The organism is Lelliottia sp. EB106-05-01-XG201 (assembly GCF_058791735.1).
In genome coordinates this window covers 3,494,569-3,514,641 of record NZ_JBYTDV010000001.1, presented here as the reverse complement: position 1 = coordinate 3,514,641, position 20,073 = coordinate 3,494,569, and the positions used below count along the sequence as shown (strand labels likewise).

At 57.3% G+C, this 20,073-nt stretch carries 15 protein-coding genes and 1 other annotated feature; of the genes, 8 read left to right on the top strand and 7 right to left on the bottom strand.

The genetic code is table 11. The features are described 5' to 3' along the window. Positions 1-65: 65 nt before the first annotated feature. From dnaX to htpG, 4 genes are all read left to right on the top strand, one after another. Entirely contained in the window at positions 66-1,994 is a 1,929-nt protein-coding gene (gene dnaX / locus AC3WS9_RS16495) for a DNA polymerase III subunit gamma/tau (RefSeq protein WP_282492588.1), read from the top strand. Further along, positions 1,324-1,388 (top strand) — a sequence feature (DnaX frameshifting element). Its footprint overlaps the gene before it by 65 nt. A gap of 56 nt (positions 1,995-2,050) precedes the next feature. Continuing rightward, positions 2,051-2,383 (top strand): YbaB/EbfC family nucleoid-associated protein, encoded by a 333-nt coding sequence (locus AC3WS9_RS16490; protein ID WP_052283815.1) that lies wholly within the window; start codon positions 2,051-2,053, stop codon positions 2,381-2,383. Continuing rightward, positions 2,383-2,988 carry a recombination mediator RecR gene (gene recR / locus AC3WS9_RS16485; protein WP_282492587.1) on the top strand — a complete coding sequence of 202 codons (606 nt, stop codon included), beginning with the start codon at positions 2,383-2,385 and terminating at the stop codon, positions 2,986-2,988. The genes AC3WS9_RS16490 and recR overlap by 1 nt, the downstream gene beginning before the upstream one ends. Before the next feature lie 110 nt (positions 2,989-3,098). Beyond that, positions 3,099-4,973, top strand: coding sequence for a molecular chaperone HtpG (htpG, locus tag AC3WS9_RS16480; RefSeq protein ID WP_492489385.1), 1,875 nt, complete (start codon positions 3,099-3,101; stop codon positions 4,971-4,973). A 104-nt stretch (positions 4,974-5,077) separates the two neighbouring features. Here the strand turns inward: htpG and AC3WS9_RS16475 are convergent, their stop codons facing one another. Beyond that, positions 5,078-6,040, bottom strand: coding sequence for an IS110 family RNA-guided transposase (locus AC3WS9_RS16475; RefSeq protein WP_492486735.1), 963 nt, complete (start codon positions 6,038-6,040; stop codon positions 5,078-5,080). A gap of 373 nt (positions 6,041-6,413) precedes the next feature. Here AC3WS9_RS16475 and adk point away from each other — a divergent pair, with 373 nt between their 5' ends. From adk to AC3WS9_RS16460, 3 genes are all read left to right on the top strand, one after another. Continuing rightward, positions 6,414-7,058 carry an adenylate kinase gene (adk, locus tag AC3WS9_RS16470; protein ID WP_100777364.1) on the top strand — a complete coding sequence of 215 codons (645 nt, stop codon included), beginning with the start codon at positions 6,414-6,416 and terminating at the stop codon, positions 7,056-7,058. A gap of 156 nt (positions 7,059-7,214) precedes the next feature. Then, positions 7,215-8,177: a ferrochelatase gene (gene hemH, locus AC3WS9_RS16465; protein ID WP_492489383.1), complete on the top strand. Its 963-nt coding sequence runs from the start codon at positions 7,215-7,217 to the stop codon at positions 8,175-8,177. Positions 8,178-8,239: 62 nt separating this feature from the next. Beyond that, positions 8,240-9,544 (top strand): inosine/guanosine kinase, encoded by a 1,305-nt coding sequence (locus AC3WS9_RS16460; RefSeq protein ID WP_282492584.1) that lies wholly within the window; start codon positions 8,240-8,242, stop codon positions 9,542-9,544. A gap of 76 nt (positions 9,545-9,620) precedes the next feature. Here AC3WS9_RS16460 and ybaL read toward each other — a convergent pair whose 3' ends face one another. Both ybaL and AC3WS9_RS16450 read right to left on the bottom strand, forming a co-directional pair. Further along, complete coding sequence (ybaL, locus tag AC3WS9_RS16455) at positions 9,621-11,297, bottom strand: YbaL family putative K(+) efflux transporter (protein WP_282492583.1); 1,677 nt, start codon at positions 11,295-11,297, stop codon at positions 9,621-9,623. Positions 11,298-11,529: 232 nt separating this feature from the next. Continuing rightward, a complete protein-coding gene (locus AC3WS9_RS16450; protein WP_492489380.1) occupies positions 11,530-12,750 on the bottom strand; it encodes an MFS transporter in 1,221 nt (406 codons plus the stop codon). 163 nt (positions 12,751-12,913) lie between these two features. Here AC3WS9_RS16450 and ushA point away from each other — a divergent pair, with 163 nt between their 5' ends. Beyond that, on the top strand, positions 12,914-14,551 hold the full coding sequence (gene ushA / locus AC3WS9_RS16445) for a bifunctional UDP-sugar hydrolase/5'-nucleotidase UshA (RefSeq protein ID WP_492489378.1): 1,638 nt from the start codon (positions 12,914-12,916) through the stop codon (positions 14,549-14,551). 93 nt (positions 14,552-14,644) lie between these two features. Here the strand turns inward: ushA and AC3WS9_RS16440 are convergent, their stop codons facing one another. From AC3WS9_RS16440 to copA, 4 genes are all read right to left on the bottom strand, one after another. Next, positions 14,645-15,802 (bottom strand): DDE-type integrase/transposase/recombinase, encoded by a 1,158-nt coding sequence (locus tag AC3WS9_RS16440; protein ID WP_492487627.1) that lies wholly within the window; start codon positions 15,800-15,802, stop codon positions 14,645-14,647. Positions 15,803-15,950: 148 nt separating this feature from the next. After that, positions 15,951-16,430 (bottom strand): Cys-tRNA(Pro)/Cys-tRNA(Cys) deacylase YbaK, encoded by a 480-nt coding sequence (gene ybaK, locus AC3WS9_RS16435; protein WP_492489376.1) that lies wholly within the window; start codon positions 16,428-16,430, stop codon positions 15,951-15,953. A 201-nt stretch (positions 16,431-16,631) separates the two neighbouring features. After that, positions 16,632-17,426: a TraB/GumN family protein gene (locus AC3WS9_RS16430; protein ID WP_285150538.1), complete on the bottom strand. Its 795-nt coding sequence runs from the start codon at positions 17,424-17,426 to the stop codon at positions 16,632-16,634. Positions 17,427-17,571: 145 nt separating this feature from the next. Then, positions 17,572-20,070: a copper-exporting P-type ATPase CopA gene (gene copA, locus AC3WS9_RS16425; RefSeq protein WP_492489374.1), complete on the bottom strand. Its 2,499-nt coding sequence runs from the start codon at positions 20,068-20,070 to the stop codon at positions 17,572-17,574. Positions 20,071-20,073: the final 3 nt, after the last annotated feature.

The window sequence follows — 20,073 nt, the reverse complement described above, 5'->3', positions numbered from 1 at the left end:
ATGGGTGAGGTTGTGTTAGCATTACCCCCCTGAATATCCACCTTCCAGCGTTGCAGAGCCTGCCCATGAGTTATCAGGTGTTAGCCCGAAAGTGGCGACCCCAAACCTTTGCTGACGTTGTCGGCCAGGAACATGTGCTGACCGCCCTGGCGAACGGTTTATCGCTAGGACGCATCCATCACGCGTATCTTTTCTCCGGCACGCGCGGCGTCGGTAAAACCTCTATTGCCCGTTTGCTGGCAAAAGGCCTGAACTGCGAAACCGGGATCACCGCCACGCCATGCGGCGTCTGTGATAACTGCCGGGAAATCGAGCAGGGGCGTTTTGTCGATCTGATCGAAATCGATGCCGCCTCGCGCACCAAAGTCGAAGATACCCGCGATCTGCTGGATAACGTGCAGTACGCCCCGGCGCGTGGCCGCTTCAAGGTCTATCTGATCGATGAAGTCCACATGCTGTCGCGCCACAGTTTTAACGCCCTGCTGAAAACGCTGGAAGAGCCGCCATCGCACGTCAAATTCCTGCTGGCGACCACCGATCCGCAAAAGCTGCCGGTGACGATCCTGTCGCGCTGCCTGCAGTTCCATCTGAAGGCGCTGGACGTCGATCAGATCCGCACTCAGCTCGAACACATTCTCGACGAAGAGAAGATCGCCCACGAACCGCGCGCCCTGCAACTGCTGGCGCGAGCGGCGGACGGCAGTCTGCGTGACGCTTTAAGCCTGACGGATCAGGCTATCGCCAGCGGTGACGGCCAGCTGTCGACCGAGGCGGTGAGCACCATGCTCGGCACCCTCGACGACGATCAGGCCCTGTCGCTGATTGAAGCCATTATTGAAGCCAACGGCGAACGCGCGATGTCGCTGGTGAACGTCGCGGCCTCTCGCGGCGTGGAGTGGGAAGCGCTGCTGGTTGAAATGCTGGCCCTGCTGCACCGCGTGGCGATGCTCCAGCTCTCCCCGTCTGCCATTGGCGCGGATATGGCGATGATCGAACAGCGCATGCGTGAACTTGCGCGCACCGTTCCGCCCGCTGACGTGCAGCTCTATTACCAGACGCTGCTGATTGGCCGCAAAGAGCTGCCGTTCGCGCCGGACCGCCGGATGGGCGTTGAAATGACGCTTCTGCGCGCGCTGGCGTTCCATCCCCGGATGCCGCTGCCCGAGCCTGAAGTGCCGCGCCAGTCCTATGCTCCTGTCGCACCGACCGCGGTGATGACGCCTACGGCGATGCCGCAGCACGCTGCGCCACCGCCTGGGCCGGACGTCCCGCTGCCGGATGCCACCAGTTCGGTGCTCGCCGCGCGCAGTCAGCTACAGCGTGCGCAGGGAGCAACCAAACCAAAAAAGAGTGAACCGGCAGCGCCAGGAAGAGCGCGGCCGGTTAACAACGCCGCACTCGAACGACTGGCATCGGTAACGGAGCGCGTACAGTCGCGCCCGTCGCCGTCGGCCCTCGAACAGAAAGCCCCGGCGAAGAAAGAGGCTTACCGCTGGAAGTCGACCAACACCGCCGAAGAAGTGAAGGTGGAAGTGGCGACGCCGAAAGCGCTGAAAAAGGCGCTGGAGCACGATAAAACGCCGGAGCTTTCTGCGAAGCTCGCAGCAGAATCCCTTGAGCGTGACGCCTGGGCCGCTGAAGTCAGCCAGTTAAAGCTGCCGAAACTGGTCGAGCAGGTCGCGCTCAACGCCTGGAAAGAGCAGGACGGAAATCAGATCCGCCTACATCTGCGCCCCGGTCAGCGTCATCTGAATTCCGCCAGCGCCCAACAGGTGCTGACGGAGGCGCTCTCCACATTACAGGGCGCGCCGGTTGAATTGACTATCATTGAAGATGATAATCCGGCGATGCGTACGCCGCTGGAGTGGCGTCAGGCAATTTATGAAGAGAAGCTCGCGCAGGCGCGCGAGTCGATTATTGCGGATAACAACATCCAGACCCTGCGCCGGTTCTTCGACGCCGATCTGGATGAAGAGAGTATCCGTCCCATTTGACCGTGAGTCTGACTCACAGTCGTTGTCCTTAACGTGACTACTTAAGAGAGAAGCCTATGTTTGGTGGTAAAGGCGGTCTGGGTAACCTGATGAAACAGGCCCAGCAGATGCAAGACAAAATGCAGAAAATGCAGGAAGAGATCGCACAGCTGGAAGTCACTGGCGAATCCGGTGCAGGTCTGGTCAAAGTGACCATCAACGGCGCGCACAATTGCCGTCGCGTGGAAATCGACCCAAGCCTGCTCGAAGACGACAAAGATATGCTGGAAGATCTGGTTGCCGCTGCATTTAACGATGCCGCGCGCCGTATCGACGAAACCCAGAAAGAGAAAATGGCCTCTGTCTCCTCCGGGATGCAGCTGCCGCCAGGCTTTAAGATGCCGTTCTGATGCAAACCAGTCCGCTGCTCACGCAGTTAATGGAAGCGCTGCGCTGCCTGCCGGGCGTTGGCCCGAAGTCAGCCCAGCGCATGGCGTTTACGCTGTTACAGCGCGACCGCAGCGGCGGGATGCGCCTGGCGCAGGCACTGACCCGCGCCATGTCAGAAATCGGTCACTGTGAGGATTGCCGCACTTTTACCGAGCAGGACGTGTGTAACATCTGTTCGAATCCGCGTCGTCAGGAAAACGGTCAGATTTGCGTGGTGGAGAGTCCGGCGGACATCTACGCCATTGAGCAAACCGGGCAGTTTTCGGGCCGCTATTTCGTGCTGATGGGCCATCTCTCTCCGCTGGATGGAATTGGCCCGGACGATATCGGTCTCGATCGCCTCGAGCAGCGTCTGGAGTCCGAGACGCTGACCGAAGTGATCCTCGCTACCAACCCGACGGTGGAAGGCGAAGCGACCGCGAACTACATCGGTGAACTGTGCGCGCAGTACGGCGTTCAGGCCAGCCGCATCGCCCACGGCGTGCCGGTCGGCGGCGAGCTGGAAATGGTCGACGGCACCACGCTGTCACACTCTCTGGCTGGACGTCACAAGCTTATTTTCTGACCAAACGGAGGCTGCAATCGTGGCCTCCGCTTGAAATTCTCTCCCGCTATCCCCATCTCACTCTCAACGTGTTCAAACCCCATTAAATGGCATTGTTGAGGTCGATCTAGATGAAAGGACAAGAAACCCGTGGTTTCCAGTCAGAAGTAAAACAGCTTCTGCACCTGATGATCCATTCCCTGTATTCCAATAAAGAAATCTTCCTGCGTGAGCTTATCTCCAACGCCTCGGATGCGGCGGACAAACTGCGTTTTCGCGCGCTGTCCAACCCGGATCTGTATGAAGGCGACGGCGAGCTGCGCGTGCGCGTCTCTTTTGACAAAGACAACCGCACCCTGACCATTGCCGATAACGGTATTGGTATGAACCGCGACGAGGTGATCGATCACCTCGGGACCATCGCGAAGTCCGGCACCAAATCCTTCCTCGAATCCATGGGCTCCGATCAGGCGAAAGACAGCCAGCTGATCGGCCAGTTCGGCGTGGGCTTCTACTCCGCCTTTATCGTGGCCGACAAAGTCACCGTACGCACCCGTGCGGCGGGCGACAGCGCGGAAAATGGCGTGTTCTGGGAATCTCACGGTGAAGGTGAATACACCGTGGATGACATCACCAAAGCCGATCGCGGGACCGAAATCACCCTGCACCTGCGCGAAGGCGAAGACGATTTCCTGAATGACTGGCGCGTGCGCTCCATCATCGGCAAATACTCTGACCACATCGCCCTGCCGGTTGAAATTGAGAAAACCGAAGAAGTCGACGGCGAAACCGTGGTCTCCTGGGAGAAAATCAACAAGGCGCAGGCCCTGTGGACGCGTAACAAGTCTGAAATCAAAGACGACGAATACAACGAATTCTACAAGCACATCGCCCACGACTTTACCGATCCGCTGACCTGGAGCCACAACCGCGTGGAAGGGAAGCAGGAGTACACCAGCCTGCTCTACATCCCGGCCCAGGCGCCGTGGGACATGTGGAACCGCGATCACAAGCACGGCCTGAAGCTGTACGTGCAGCGCGTGTTCATCATGGACGACGCCGAGCAGTTCATGCCGAACTACCTGCGCTTCGTGCGTGGCCTGATAGATTCTAACGATCTGCCGCTGAACGTCTCCCGCGAAATCCTGCAGGACAGCACCGTCACGCGCAACCTGCGTAACGCCCTGACCAAACGCTCCCTGCAGATGCTGGAGAAACTGGCGAAAGACGACGCTGAGAAATACCAGACCTTCTGGAAACAGTTCGGCCTCGTGCTGAAAGAGGGCCCGGCGGAAGACTCCTCTAACGTGGAAGCGATCGCTAAACTGCTGCGTTTCGCCTCGACGCACACCGACTCTTCCGAGCAGACCGTGTCTCTCGAAGAGTACGTGTCCCGTATGAAAGAAGGGCAGGAGAAGATCTACTACATCACCGCCGACAGCTATGCTGCCGCGAAGAGCAGCCCGCATCTGGAGCTGCTGCGTAAGAAAGGCATCGAAGTGCTGCTGCTTTCCGATCGCATCGATGAGTGGATGATGAACTACCTGACCGAGTTCGACGGTAAATCCTTCCAGTCCGTGGCTAAAGCTGACGAGTCTATCGACAAGCTGGCTGACGAAGTGGACGAAACGGCAAAAGAAGCAGAAAAAGCGCTGGAGCCCTTCGTTGAGCGCGTGAAAACCCTGCTGGGCGATCGCGTGAAAGAGGTGCGCTTCACGCACCGTCTGACCGACACTCCGGCGATTGTCACCACCGACGCGGACGAAATGGGCACCCAGATGGCGAAACTGTTCGCCGCTGCCGGCCAGGCGATCCCGGAAGTGAAGTACATCTTTGAACTGAACCCGGATCACCCGCTGGTGAAACGCGCGGCGGACACCCAGGACGAAACACAGTTTAACGAGTGGGTTGAGCTGCTGCTGGATCAGTCCCTGCTGGCCGAGCGCGGCACGCTGGAAGATCCGAACCTGTTCATCAAACGTGTGAATGCGCTGTTGATGGCATAATTGCAGACCTACCCCTCACCCTAACCCTCTCCCCAAAGGGGAGAGGGGATCGTTCGGTGCGGTTTTCACCCTCGCCCCTTTGGGGAGAGATACCGTCTTGTCGGTTATCCGGCAAGCGGTATTTCAGCATTAAATTCTCGTCCGGATTTCACCACGCCATAAGCCAGCTGGAGCAGTTTTCTCATCCCGGCACATACGCGTTCCTTCCCTGTTTTTCCTCTCGCTGCCAGCCTGTCCATCAGATTTTTAACCACCTCATTGCACCTTCCCGCCACCACTGCCGGCATATACAGCGCACTGCGCAGCTCTGCGTGACCTACTTTTGACAGCCTGCTCTTTCCTTTCCACATCCCCGACTCACAGCGCCGTGGATTCAGCCCGGCGTAAGCCACCAGTGCCTTACTGTCACTGAACCGTCTCAGATTACCCGCGAACGCCAGCAGGCTCACGCTCAGCATTTCACCGATCCCGGGGATGCTCTTCAGCAGTTCCCTGTCCCGCTTCAGGTCAGGGTTATCATCGATGTGCTGGCTGATTTTCTTTCGTGTTTCGTCAATCAGTTCATCCAGCATGGCGACGTGTTCATGCAGTGAGGGAACAATGACCTCGTCGGCTGCTTCAAGGCGGTTCATCTCCATCTGCCGCATCTCTTCCAGATTACGCAGGTGGCGTACCAGCGCCGTCAGCTGACGCTCACTCAGTGGTGCAGGATACCAGGGGGCGGGTTGATGCAGGGCGCAGTAGCGGGCTATCAGTGCCGCATCACTTTTGTCTGTTTTGTTGCGGGTCAGCTCCGTATTGCCAAACGCGTGTATGCGGGCAGGATTTTCGAGGCTGACACAGCAGCCGTTATCGGCCAGCAGGGTGGCAAGTTCAGTGCTGTAGCAGCCCGTCGCTTCCATGCAGACATGGCAGTCGCCAAAACGTGCCAGCCAACTGAGGAACTCGCGGCATCCGGCAGAGGTGTTGGGGAATTTTTTGGTTTTGTATTTCTGATTAGGCAGCAGGACGGCGACATCAAATTTGAGTTTGGCGATATCAACGCCGACAGGAATAAGCTCCATCATGGCACTCCGTAACCTTATGAATAATATCGCCGGACCATCCTTATATGTGGGTGCTCAGGGCACAGGATACCGTTCGGTCTTGAGGCGACAGGGAAACAGGTTACCGGGGCATAATCTCTCCCACGGGCTCAGTGGCACCAGGGCCGGGTGATGCTCACCGGTAACCTCCCGATGATCAGTCGGGGATCTTCTCCGCAGAAGCGGAGAAGATCAAGACATAAGGGCCGGGGTGAGGGGCCATCACCGCACTATCCCAAATAATCTCCCCCGTTAACCGTTTCAGCCTTCCCGCCTTCCTTGAGCGATACCCGTTCTGATGGTATTGTTTAGCGCTTTTTGAAATATTGAACCAACTTTTGAGGGGATTTTCGCAATGCGTATTATTCTGCTTGGCGCTCCGGGCGCGGGTAAAGGAACTCAGGCTCAGTTCATCATGGAGAAATACGGTATTCCGCAAATCTCTACGGGTGACATGCTGCGTGCCGCTGTTAAATCTGGCTCCGAGCTGGGTAAACAAGCGAAAGACATCATGGACGCAGGCAAACTGGTGACTGACGAACTGGTTATCGCGCTGGTAAAAGAACGCATCACTCAGGAAGATTGCCGCAACGGTTTCCTGCTGGACGGCTTCCCGCGTACCATTCCGCAGGCTGACGCCATGAAAGAAGCGGGTATCAACGTTGACTACGTTCTGGAATTCGACGTACCTGACGAACTGATCGTTGACCGTATCATTGGTCGTCGCGTTCACGCCGCTTCTGGCCGCGTTTACCACATCAAATTCAATCCACCGAAAGTGGAAGGCAAAGACGACGTGACCGGCGAAGAGCTGACCACGCGTAAAGACGATCAGGAAGAGACCGTGCGTAAACGCCTGGTGGAATACCATCAGATGACCGCCCCACTGATCGGCTACTACTCGAAAGAAGCGCAGTCTGGCAACACCAAATACGCAAAAGTTGACGGCACCAAAGCTGTCGCTGACGTGCGCGCAGAGCTGGAAAAAATCCTCGGCTAATGTGTGGCACGTGTTTTATCCGGCCTTCAAGCATTTTGTAGGCCGGATAAGCGAAGCGCCATCCGGCAACCCAACCCCCACCTATTTCTGCAATCTGTTCCGTTTCCCCGCTTTTCAGTTACAATCATTAGCTATTCAAATGGTTAAGAGGCGTGAATGAGTCAGGCGAAAACCGGCATCCTGCTTGCCAATCTGGGCACTCCAGAAGCACCAACCCCTGCGGCAGTGAAACGTTACCTGCGACAGTTTTTAAGCGACTCCCGCGTCGTGGATACCCCGAGACTACTGTGGTGGCCGCTGCTGCGCGGTGTCATTCTGCCGATTCGTTCCCCCCGCGTGGCGAAACTCTACCAGTCCGTGTGGATGGACGAGGGTTCGCCGCTGATGGTCTACAGCCGTCGTCAGGAAAAAGCGCTGGCCGCCCGTTTACCGGATATGCCCGTTGCACTCGGGATGAGCTACGGCAAACCGTCGCTGGAGAGCGCGGTCGACGCGTTGCTGGCGCAGGACGTCGACCACATCGTGGTGTTGGCCCTTTACCCGCAATACTCCTGCTCGACGGTCGCTGCCGTCTGGGACGAACTGGCGCGCATTCTGGCGACGCGTCGCCGTATTCCGGGCGTGACCTTTATTCGTGACTATGCCGAAGACGAACTCTACATCTCCGCACTGGTGAGCAGCGCGCGCGCCTCGTTTGCTAAACACGGCGAGCCGGATCTGCTCCTGCTCTCGTATCACGGCATCCCGCAGCGTTACGTTGACGAAGGCGATGATTATCCGCAGCGCTGTCGTGACACCACTCGCGAGCTGGTTTCTGCCCTCGGCTTGCCGCCGGAAAAGGTGATGATGACCTTCCAGTCGCGCTTTGGCCGTGAACCCTGGCTGACGCCGTACACCGATGAAACCCTCAAGATGCTCGGCGAGAAGGGCGTGAAGCATGTTCAGGTGATGTCCCCGGGCTTCTCGGCGGACTGCCTTGAAACACTGGAAGAGATCGCGGTGCAAAACCGGGAGTTCTTCCTCGAGGCGGGTGGGGAAAAGTATGAATATATTCCGGCACTTAACGACTCGCCGGAGCATATCGAGATGATGGCGGCGCTGGTGACTGCAAGCCGCTAATCGCGCAGTGGGCCGGGTTTGTGCTACCATTTCCGGCCCAATAGTCACTCGCAGCCCTCAACATGAAATTTCCCGGTAAACGCAAATCAAAGCATTATTTCCCTGTCAACGCCCGCGATCCGCTGCTGCAACAAATTCAGCCGGTCAATGAAACCAACGCTGCGTGGGTGGTCGGCATCGACCAGACGCTGGTGGATATCGAAGCAAAAGTGGATGATGCGTTTGTCGCACGTTATGGGCTCAGTTCCGGGCATTCGCTGGTTATCGAAGACGATGTCGCCGAAGCGCTGTACCAGGAGCTGGTGCGCGAAAACCTGATCACCCATCAGTTTGCGGGTGGCACTATCGGGAACACCATGCACAACTATTCGGTGCTCGCCGATGACCGCTCCGTGTTACTGGGCGTGATGTGTCGCAATATCGAAATCGGTGGCTACGCCTACCGTTACCTCTGCAACACATCCAGCCGTACCGATCTGAACTACCTGCAGGGCGTCGACGGCGCGATTGGCCGCTGCTTTACGCTGATCAGCGACTCCGGCGAGCGCACCTTTGCCATCAGCCCTGGACACATGAACAAGCTGCGCGCCGAGAGCATTCCGGAAGAGGTGATTGCCGGTGCCTCTGCGCTGGTGCTGACTTCCTATCTGGTGCGCTGTAAGCCCGGCGAACCGATGCCGGAAGCGACCATGAAGGCGGTGGAATACGCGAAGAAATATAACGTGCCGGTGGTGCTGACGCTGGGCACCAAGTTTGTTATCGCCGACAACCCCGAGTGGTGGCAGGCGTTCCTGAAAGAGCACGTCTCTATTCTGGCGATGAACGAAGAAGAAGCTGAAGCCCTGACGGGGGAAAGCGATCCGCTGCTGGCGTCCAACAAAGCGCTGGATTGGGTGGATCTGGTGCTTTGTACCGCCGGACCGATTGGCCTGTTCATGGCCGGATTCACCGAAGAAGAGAACAAACGCAAAACCCAGCATCCGCTGCTGCCGGGTGCGATTGCCGAATTCAACCAGTACGAATTCAGCCGCGCGATGCGTCATAAAGATTGCGTGAATCCGCTGCGGATTTTCTCCCACATTGCCCCGTACATGGGCGGCCCGGAGAAGATCATGAACACCAACGGCGCGGGCGACGGTGCGCTGGCCGCTCTGCTGCACGACATCACCGCCAACGCCTATCACCGGACCAACGTGCCGAACTCCAGCAAACATCAGCTCAGCTGGCTGACCTATTCGTCGCTGGCGCAGGTGTGTAAGTACGCGAACCGCGTGAGTTATCAGGTGCTGAATCAGCATTCCCCGCGTTTAACGCGTGGCCTGCCGGAGCGAGAAGACAGTCTGGAAGAGTCGTACTGGGATCGGTAAGGAATGTTCCCCGGTGGCGCTGCGCTAACCGGGGCTACAAAGTAGGCCTGCTAAGCGTAGCGCCAGCAGGCTTTTTTTAACCCGTCACTGCCTCTTCAATTGGCGGCTTTTCAATCAGCGTAATCATGGTGTTCGCAATCTCGCGCTCGCCCATCACCACCTGATTCGCGCCGCGCTCGGTAATGTATTCCACTTCGTCGTCATAATGCGCGCGGGCAATGATCTCAATGCTCGGGCACTTCTCACGCGCGGTGGTCACGATTTCACCCGCCTCATAACCATTCGGGATGGTCAGCAGCAGCCAGCGCGCACAGTCCAGATGCGCCAGATTCATGATCTCTTCGTTCGCCGCATTGCCCAGCACTGCGCGGATCCCGCGGGCGCGGAGCTCATCCACCCGGGTGCGTGAGGTTTCAATCACCACCAGCGGAATGCCCTGCGCCATCAGCTTCTCGCCGAGCAGGCTCCCCACGCGGCCAAAGCCGACCAGCAGGGCGTGGTTACAAATATCCACCGGGATCTGCTTCTCTTCTTCGATAGCTTCTTCCAGGGTCTGTTCTTCCAGCGTTTCGGTTTTATCGAGGTATTTTTCGAGCACCGCAAACAGCACCGGGTTGAGCATGATGGAGAGGATCGCCCCCGCCAGCACCAGATTCTGCCCGGCCTGTGGCAGCAGGTTCAGCGCCATGCCAAGGCTTGCGAGGATAAAGGCAAATTCACCAATCTGCGCCAGGCTGGCGGCGATGGTCAGCGCCGTGCGCGGCGAGTGGCCGAACAAACGTACCAGACCAAATGCCACTACGGATTTACCGAAGATAATAATCGCCAGCGTCCCGAGCACGGCCAGCGGCTGTTCGATCAGGATTAACGGATCGAACAGCATACCGACGGAGACAAAGAACAGGACCGCGAACGCATCGCGCAGCGGCAAGGTATCGTGCGCCGCGCGGTGGCTCAGCTCAGATTCGTTCAGCACCATCCCGGCGAAGAACGCACCCAGCGCAAAGGAGACGTCAAACAGCTCAACAGCGCCGAAGGCGATACCCAGCGCCAGGGCCAGCACCGAAAGGGTAAACAGCTCGCGAGAGCCGGTGGCGGCGCTGCGTGAGAGGATCCACGGCACCAGGCGGCGGCCCACCACCATCATAATGGCGATAAAGGCGATCACTTTGCCGATGGTAATGCTCATATCCAGCGCCAGCGAGGCAAAGCCGACGTTGTCTTTTTCCACCATCCCGGCGACAGCTGGCAACAGGACCAGCGTCAGGACCATCACCAGATCTTCAACAATCAGCCAGCCGATGGCGATCTGCCCGCGCTGGCTGTCTATCAGCTGTCTCTCCTCAAGCGCGCGCAGCAGCACCACGGTACTGGCGGTTGAGAGACACAGCCCGAATACAATACCGGTCATCAGCGACCAGCCAAGCAAAGCGGAAAGCGCCATCCCCAGCAACGTCGCCACGCCTATCTGGGCGATCGCGCCGGGTATGGCGATATGCTTTACCGCCATCAGATCCTTCAAGGAGAAGTGCAGACCGACGCCAAACATCAGCAGAATCACGCCTAATTCCGCCAGTTCAGGAGCCAGTTTGGTATCCGCCACAAAACCTGGCGTAAACGGACCCGCCAGCACACCCGCTAATAAATAGCCCACGAGAGGAGAAATACGTAATTTGTTGGCGATCATGCCAAGGATAAAGGCGAGCACAAGTCCACCTACAATGGTGGTGATAAGCGGTGTGGCGTGATGCATTCCGTCTCCTTTCGTCGTGAGGTGTTCCATTTTTGGCGTAAAAACCAAAAAGCCGATTAATAGTTTATGACAATTTCGGCCATTATGTTTATGAATAATTGTTGAAATTTGAATAAAACAGCAATAAGCGTTAAAAAAAGCAGATTAGGACAAATTACCGGAGGGATGAAGGGGAAAGCCTTATGGCACTAGGAGAGAGATGCGGCCAAAGTTTACTTTGACCGCAGGGAAACTACGCCTTATGGCGGTAATCAGGCAGGAATATGGTCAGTATCCCCAGAAGTGGCAGGAAAGCACAGATTTTATAGACCAGGAAAATGCTGGTGTGGTCCGCGACCAGCCCCAGCACAGCCGCTCCAAGGCCTCCCATCCCAAACGCAAAGCCGAAAAACAGCCCGGAAACCATACCAATACGGCCCGGCATCAGCTCCTGGGCATACACCAGGATGGCTGAAAACGCGGAGGCGAGGATAAAGCCAATGATCACGGTTAAAATCCCCGTCCATCCAAGGCTTGCGTAGGGTAAAACAAGCGTAAAGGGCGCAACGCCGAGGATAGAGCCCCAAATCACATATTTACGACCAATTTTATCGCCAACAGGGCCGCCAATGACGGTTCCCGCCGCAACTGCAAACAGGAAGGCAAACAGGTGGAACTGGGCGTTTTGTACCGATAATCCGAATTTTTCCATCAGATAAAAGGTGTAATAGCTGCTGATGCTCGCCATATAGAAGTATTTCGAGAAAATCAGCACTAACAGGATGCCCACGGCCAGGATCACCTTATCGCGCGGCAGCGGATTGATAATCGCAGCTTTAGGTTTGCCCTTATTCACCCGATGCTGCGCCGCATACCAACGGCTGATTTGAATCAGCACCACGATGGCCAACAGCGCCGCCAGAACGAACCATGCCACGTTACCTTTCCCGTAAGGCGCAATGATGACAGCGGCCAGTAGCGGACCGAGGGAGCTGCCAAAGTTACCGCCAACCTGGAAAAGCGACTGCGCCAGACCGTGGCGCCCGCCGGAGGCCATACGTGCCACGCGCGACGATTCAGGGTGGAACACCGACGAACCGGTCCCGACCAGCGCGGCGGCGATAAGCACCATCTCAAAGCTTCCCGCCAGCGCCAGCAGTACCAGGCCGCTCAGAGTGAAGCACATGCCGATCGGCAGCGACCAGGGCATCGGATACTTATCCGTCCAGTAACCGACGACCGGCTGGAGCAGCGACGACGCCATCTGGAAGGTCAGGGTGATCATCCCGATCTGTACGAAGGTTAATGAGAATTCTGACTGCAGCAGGGGATAGATCGCCAGAATCAGCGACTGAATCATATCGTTAAGCAGATGCGACAGACTGATGGCGCCTAAAATACCAAATGCCGTGCGCGATTTTGGCTCAGACGCCGGGGTGCCCGTAACAGGCGGAGTTGATTCACTGATTGCCATAAATACCACGTCTTTTGTTAAGAGAAGTGCAGGGTGTCATTATTATCCCGCTAACATACCTGTGTGTGAGTTTTGAAGAAAGTCGCATTTCTGAAAACATATTTGTCTATTCTTCTTACTCATTGTAATTTTTGCGTTTGTCTTTTGGTCAGGGAGCGAGAATATGAAGTTGATGAAGCGAGGCGTCGCGTTGGCGCTGATAGCCGCATGGGCGCTGGCAAGCCAGCCTGCGCAGGCGTATGAAAAAGATAAAACATATAAAATCACCATTCTGCATACCAACGATCATCACGGCCATTTCTGGCGCAGCGAATACGGTGAGTACGGTCTGGCGGCACAAAAAACGCTGGTGGACGGCATTCGTAAAGAGGTGGCAGCCGAGGGTGGGAGCGTATTGCTGCTGTCAGGCGGCGACATCAACACCGGCGTGCCGGAGTCCGATTTGCAGGACGCCGAGCCGGATTTCCGCGGCATGAATTTAATCGGCTATGACGCCATGGCCGTCGGCAACCACGAGTTCGACAATCCGTTAACCGTGCTGCGTCAGCAGGAAAAGTGGTCCAAATTCCCGTTCCTCTCCGCCAATATTTATCAGAAGAGCACGGGTGAGCGCCTGTTTAAACCCTGGGCGTTATTCAAACGCGACGATCTGAAAATTGCGGTCATCGGTTTAACCACCGACGACACGGCCAAAATCGGCAACCCGGAATATTTCACAGACATCGAATTCCGCAAACCGGCTGACGAAGCGAAACTGGTCATTCAGGAGCTGAATCAAAACGAAAAGCCAGATGTGATTATCGCTACCACCCACATGGGACACTACGATAACGGCGAGCACGGCTCGAATGCACCGGGCGACGTGGAGATGGCGCGCAGCCTGCCCGCGGGCGCGCTGGCGATGATTGTGGGTGGTCACTCACAAGATCCGGTGTGTATGGCGTCCGAGAACAAAAAGCAGGTTGATTACGTGCCGGGCACCCCGTGCGCGCCGGATCGCCAGAATGGGATCTGGATTGTTCAGGCCCACGAGTGGGGTAAATACGTCGGTCGCGCAGACTTTGAATTCCGCAACGGCGAAATGAAAATGGTGCGCTACCAGCTGATCCCGGTGAATCTCAAGAAGAAAGTCACTTACGACGACGGGAAAAGTGAGCGCGTACTTTACACCCCAGAAATCGCTGAAAACGCCCAGATGCTGTCGCTCCTGACGCCGTTCCAGAACAAAGGTAAAGCACAGCTCGACGTGAAAATCGGTACGGTGAATGGCCGCCTTGAAGGCGATCGCAGCAAGGTGCGCTTCGTGCAGACCAACATGGGACGCCTGCTGCTGGCGGCGCAAATGGCGCGCACTAACGCCGACTTTGCGGTAATGAGCGGCGGCGGTGTGCGTGACTCCATCGAAGCGGGGGATATCACCTACAAAAATGTGCTGAAGGTTCAGCCGTTCGGCAACATCGTGGTGTATGCGGATATGAGCGGAAAAGAGGTGATCGACTATCTCACCGCCGTTGCGCAAATGAAACCGGACTCGGGAGCCTATCCGCAGTTTGCGAACGTCAGTTTTGTGGCGAAAGACGGTAAGCTCAACGATCTGAAAATCAAAGGCGAGCCGGTTGACCCATCCAAAACCTACCGCATGGCGACCCTGAGCTTTAACGCCACGGGCGGCGATGGCTATCCGCATATCGACAACAAACCTGGCTACGTGAATACCGGCTTTATCGACGCCGAAGTGCTGAAGCAGTTTATTCAGCAGAATTCACCGCTGGATGTGAATGCGTACGAGCCGAAAGGCTAGGTGAGCTGGCAGTAATAGGGGGGTGCCCGGTGGCGCTTCTGTATGACCGGATACATAGGTGACAGATCAGACCGGGAACATAGGTAACACTTTCTAGTCTATCCGGACCACACTCTCGGTTTTTCGGTCGTAGTACGCAAGCGTTATTCCATTAAAGATGATGGCCTCCAGGCCATCATCCTGTTCCTGCAGCATAATGCATTCGCCTGTCAGGGCTTCACTCAGGAACACCGTCCCCTTTTTACCCATATACAGTGTGCCCCTCGATTTTACTCTGTAGACCATACCCCCTGTCGGATAAGCGTATTCAGGAACCCTGCCATCCCACTGCCGGCCTGAGGGTTGCCACACCGTTCCGGGCGTTGCGCCCGCCAGGGCTTCATGCGGCCTTTCGTGGTTAAACTCCTCCCGGTAATGGCTGAACCAGCGCTGCTGCTCTTCCATCGTCATGAAGGTATTGCCATGCCGCAGGGCGCTCTTCAGCGAACGGTGCATACGTTCATGACGTCCGTTCTCCTCCGGATGGCCCAGCCGGATACGCTCCGGCCTGACACCCAGCTTTATCAGCCAGACCGCAAGACGGCTTAATCCGGCGATACCCGTCCCGGCGAACGGCTGGCCGTTGTCGGTTCTGAGCACATCCGGGAGCCCGTATTCCAGGAACGCCTCCGTCAGGCACTGTCGAACGAACGGCTCGCTCTCCCGGTCTGTTCCGCGACAGCTCAGGAGGTACCGGCTGTGGTTATCGGTCAGGGTGAAGGGATGGCAATACTCCCTGCTCAGCAGTCTGAACTTGCCTTTAAAATCAGCGCTCCAGACCTGATTGTTTTCACTGACCCTGGTCAGCGGCTGACGATTTCCCGGTGTCCTGCGCTTACGTTTTTTATCCGGTACGAGGCCCTCGCGTTTGAGGATATCGCCGATGGTGCTGGCCGCGGGCACGGTAAAATCGACAGCGTGATTGAGACACCACATCCGCAGTTTTTTAGGCCCCCAGTCCGGATGTTTTTGCCGTAATGCCGTCAGATAACCGGCGATGTCATCCGGGACAGAGCGGGACGAGGAGTGGGGTGCCCGCGAGCGGTCAAAGAGCGAGGAAGGGTCAGAAGGTTCAAAGCGCTGAAGCCACTTGTAGCCGGTTTTGCGGCTGATGCCGAAGAGACGGCAAAGGGCAGAAAAGGAGTCCGCGCCTGCATGGCAGGCACGGATAAATTCAAGGCGTTGCATAGGTCGGGTCTCAGTCCAGGGCATAGTGAGTCTCCTCTTCTATGCCAGTTATAACTGTTACCCATGTATCCGGTCTAAAGTGTTACCCATGTTTCCGGTTCATACCCTTCGCTTACCGGGCCTACAAGTTCGAACGTAGGCCGGGTAAGGCGTAGCCGCCACCCGGCTTTATTTAATCCCGGCGCGCAATATCCGCGAATTTCGCATCCAGCATTTTCGCCAGATCGTCCGCCGCCAGCTCAATATCCAGCCCGCGCTTACCGCCGGAAATGTAGATGGTGTCAAAGGTCTGCGACGGCGCGTCAATCAGCGTTGGCAGGCGTTTTTTCTGCCCGAGCGGGCTAATCCCGCCCACCAGATAGCCCGTCGTGCGTTGCGCAACCATCGGGTCTGCCATATCGACCTTTTTCGCGCCCAGCGCTTTGGCGACTTTCTTCAAATCCAGCTGACCGGCCACAGGCGTCACCGCCACGGCCAGGTGCTTCATATCCCCGTTCACCGCGACCAGCAGAGTTTTATAGACCTGATCGGCGTTCAGGCCGAGTTTACGGACCACTTCGTCGCCAAAGTTGGTTTCGCCAGGGTCGTGATCGTAGGTATGGATCCGGAAGAATATTTTATTTTTTTCGAGTAATTTAACGGCGGGAGTCATAATGATCCTTCTTACCACAGACAATTTACACGCAGAGCATACGCCTGACAGTTGTCTAAAAAATAGCACCATCTTGCGCAATAGTATTGGCAGTGATGGTTACTTTGAGCGACAATCGGCTCTGACCGAAGGTCTCCTTCGGCATAATAATAACGATGAAATTCCTCTTTGACGGGCCAATAGAAATATTGGCCATTTTTTTTATTTCAACAGTGACGGCAAATTCCCTTCCCCGTACAGATGCAACGCTCCCACAGCCACCACGTAACGGCCAGCAGGCAGTCTGTGTAAGGTTTCTCGCCAGGCCTGATTGCGCTCATGCATTAATACATCGTACAGCGATTCGCTAAAGGTCGAGGGCAGCTCCAGCTTGCCGTTGGCGGGCGGCGTATCAAGCCACCAGCCGATCATCATCTGCAACAGACGCGCGTTGGTGTGCCAGTGGGTGAGGGTGTCATCCAGCAGCAGCAGACCGTCCTCGGGGAGCTGGCGCAAAAGGGCAACCTGACTGTCTGCGCCCTCCAGTTCGATAATGGCAAGATGGCGCGCGCGAGCCGCGTTCAGCAACTGGTAGTCGATACCGAACTCCCCGCGCAAACCGAGACGCTGGGCCTGCGTGGCCTGCAATACCATCGCGATTTGCCACAGGGGCTGGGTTTCCAGCATGGAAAGGGAGAGCCCCAGCTCATCGGCCACACGCTCAAGCTCGGCAAGCTGAGATTCGTTGAGGCGCTCGCTCAGCGGAGGGGGAATATCAAGGTTCGCAAAGGGGGATTCGCTGCCGGAAATATCCGCTTCAACGACCAGCGCATCAGCTTTGCGCAACAGCTGGAGCAAGGCAGGAGGCAGCGGCGACATATCGCGCGTGCCCATATGGATGCTGCCGACCAGATGCAGATGCTGACCGCCCGGCAGAGAAATATCCAGCCCCGGCCAGGGATAGCGGCGGGGAAACAGAGCGCGAAAGGTGGTTTTTATACGACGAAACAGACTCATACGCGCTCCATTCATGGAAAAGTTCATGCTAGCGCGTGGGGATTGAAGGTGCAACTGATGCATTTGTAGGCCTGATAAGGCGAAGCCGCCATCAGGCAAAAAATGCCGGGTGGCGGCTTCGCCTTACCCGGCCTACAAGGTCAGATTACTCTTTTGGTTTAAAGCGCAACAACCGGTTGGCGTTACTCACTACGGTAATGGACGACAGCGCCATCGCAGCCCCCGCAACCACAGGGTTAAGCAGAGTCCCGGTCAGCGGCCACAGGATCCCCGCGGCAATCGGAATACCCAGCGAGTTATAGATAAACGCCCCAAGCAGGTTTTGCTTCATGTTGCGCAGCGTCGCTTTCGAGATCGCCAGCGCATCGGCCACGCCCATCAGGCTGTGACGCATCAGTGTAATCGCCGCGGTCTCAATCGCCACATCGCTCCCGCCGCCCATCGCAATCCCGACATCCGCCTGTGCCAGCGCGGGCGCATCGTTAATGCCGTCACCCACCATCGCCACCTGGCGGCCCTGGCTTTGCAGTTTAATAATCGCATCGACTTTGCCATCGGGCAGCACGCCCGCGATCACTTCGTCGATACCCGCTTCCTTCGCAATGGCATTGGCGGTGGTCGGGTTATCGCCAGTCAACATCACCAGGCGATAGCCCGCCTGATGCAGCCGTTTCAGCGCGGCTACGCTGTCGGCGCGCAGCGGATCGCGAATGGCGAACAGCGCCGCCGCGTTGCCATCGACGGCCAGCAGCACCGGCGTGGCCCCCTGGGAAGCCTGTGCGGTTAATTCATCATCCAGCGCGCTGGTATCAATTCCGTTCTCGGTGAGCAGCGCTTTGTTACCGAGCAGCAACGTTTGTCCATCCACCTCACCGCTGACCCCCAGACCGCGCAGGGTGCGGAAGTTATTCACCTGCGGCAAGCTGGTGCTATCCGCTTTCTCAAGAATCGCTCTGGCGAGCGGATGGCTGGAGCCTTGTTCCAGCGCCGCCGCGAGACGTAGGGCTTCCTCTTGCAAAAGTGCGACGGTTTTCACCGCCACCACCTGCGGTTTCCCTTCGGTCAGGGTACCGGTTTTATCAAACACCAGCGTATCCAGCGTGCTGGCACGCTGGAGGGCATCGGCGTCGCGAACCAACACACCAAATTCAGCCGCGCGACCTACGCCAGAAATGATCGACATCGGCGTCGCCAGCCCTAAGGCACACGGACAGGCGATGATCAGCACCGTGGTCGCAATCACCAGGGTATAGACAATCTGTGGCGCCGGGCCGAAGAAGTACCAGATGGCAGCGCTGAACAGGGCGATACCCACCACGACCGGCACAAAAATGGCGGAAATTTTATCAGCAAGCTGGCCGATCTCGGGCTTGCTGCTCTGCGCCTGGCGCACCATGCGGATGATGCGCGACAGCGTCGTGTGGCTGCCGACCGCACTGGCGCGGAACAGCACGCTGCCGTCCTGCACCACCGTCCCGGCGTGAACGGCATCACCGGCGGATTTTTGCTGTGGCACGGGTTCGCCCGTCAGCATGGCTTCATCCAGCCAGGCTTCACCTTGCGTGATTTCACCGTCGACCGGGACGCGATCGCCGGTGGTTAAGCGCAGCGTCATGCCCGGCTGCACCTCGGCGAGCGGCAGGCTGATTTCGCCTTCATCCGTCACCACGCGGGCTGACGGCGGGGTGAGATCGAGCAGTCGCTCCAGCGCTTTGGATGAACGCTGGCGGGCGCGGGCTTCGAGCATATGGCCTAAGTTGATCAGACCAATAATCATCGCGCTTGCTTCGTAATAAAGATGCCGCGCTTCCATCGGGAACCACTGGGGCCAGACGTTTACGCTCATCGAATAGAGCCACGCCGCGCCGGTGCCGAGGGCGACAAGCGTATCCATGGTCGCAGTGCGATTTTTCAGGCTCTTCCAGGCGCTGATGTAGAAATGTCCACCCGCGAAGACCATTACGCCCAGCGTGATGACACCAATCACCAGCCACAGCGTGCGGTTGTCGTCGGTGACCATCATGTTGTCGCCGAGCATGCCCCACACCATCACCGGAATACCGACCAGCAGGGCAACAATCGCCTGCCAGCGGAAGCGTTTCATGGTGGCGATGGCGGTCTCTTGCTGGCGTTCACGGCGTTTCACATCATCTTCGATGGCCTCCGCGCCGTAGCCTGCTTTTTCCACCGCCTGTACTAATTCTGCGGCGGACGCACTGCCCATAATCAGCGCCGTGCGTTCCGCCAGATTCACCCGCGCCTGTGAGACGCCCGGTACGGCCTGCAACGCATTTTGTACGCGAGAGACGCAGCTGGCGCAGCTCATGCCGTTGATCAGCAGCTGTTGGCTGTCGTCAATGTCATGGGCTGCCGGAAGCTCAGGGGTCGCCGCTGTCAGTGCTTCCGACGGGATTGATGACTCTGTCAGCGGTTTAGCCTTTGGGTGGCTGAGCTCCGCCCCATAACCGGCTTGTTTTACGGTATCGATCAGCGCTTCAGCGCTGGCGCTGCCCGTGACGACGGCGCTTTCGACGGTCACATCGGCACGTTCAACGTCAGGACGTTGTTCGAGGCTTTCTTTCACGCGTTTGACGCAATGACCGCAGGAGAGGCCATCCAGGGTCAGGTTGATTGTGTGAGACATAGC

Bases quoted from the DNA above. Each gene is read 5' to 3' on its own strand.
- htpG (WP_492489385.1), top strand. From the start codon at position 3,099: ATGAAAGGACAAGAAACCCGTGGTTTCCAGTCAGAAGTAAAACAGCTT.
- adk (WP_100777364.1), top strand. From the start codon at position 6,414: ATGCGTATTATTCTGCTTGGCGCTCCGGGCGCGGGTAAAGGAACTCAG.
- ushA (WP_492489378.1), top strand. From the start codon at position 12,914: ATGAAGTTGATGAAGCGAGGCGTCGCGTTGGCGCTGATAGCCGCATGG.
- dnaX (WP_282492588.1), top strand. From the start codon at position 66: ATGAGTTATCAGGTGTTAGCCCGAAAGTGGCGACCCCAAACCTTTGCT.
- AC3WS9_RS16450 (WP_492489380.1), bottom strand. From the start codon at position 12,750: ATGGCAATCAGTGAATCAACTCCGCCTGTTACGGGCACCCCGGCGTCT.
- copA (WP_492489374.1), bottom strand. From the start codon at position 20,070: ATGTCTCACACAATCAACCTGACCCTGGATGGCCTCTCCTGCGGTCAT.
- AC3WS9_RS16430 (WP_285150538.1), bottom strand. From the start codon at position 17,426: ATGAGTCTGTTTCGTCGTATAAAAACCACCTTTCGCGCTCTGTTTCCC.
- AC3WS9_RS16475 (WP_492486735.1), bottom strand. From the start codon at position 6,040: ATGATGGAGCTTATTCCTGTCGGCGTTGATATCGCCAAACTCAAATTT.
- AC3WS9_RS16490 (WP_052283815.1), top strand. From the start codon at position 2,051: ATGTTTGGTGGTAAAGGCGGTCTGGGTAACCTGATGAAACAGGCCCAG.
- ybaL (WP_282492583.1), bottom strand. From the start codon at position 11,297: ATGCATCACGCCACACCGCTTATCACCACCATTGTAGGTGGACTTGTG.
- AC3WS9_RS16440 (WP_492487627.1), bottom strand. From the start codon at position 15,802: ATGCCCTGGACTGAGACCCGACCTATGCAACGCCTTGAATTTATCCGT.
- AC3WS9_RS16460 (WP_282492584.1), top strand. From the start codon at position 8,240: ATGAAATTTCCCGGTAAACGCAAATCAAAGCATTATTTCCCTGTCAAC.
- hemH (WP_492489383.1), top strand. From the start codon at position 7,215: ATGAGTCAGGCGAAAACCGGCATCCTGCTTGCCAATCTGGGCACTCCA.
- ybaK (WP_492489376.1), bottom strand. From the start codon at position 16,430: ATGACTCCCGCCGTTAAATTACTCGAAAAAAATAAAATATTCTTCCGG.
- recR (WP_282492587.1), top strand. From the start codon at position 2,383: ATGCAAACCAGTCCGCTGCTCACGCAGTTAATGGAAGCGCTGCGCTGC.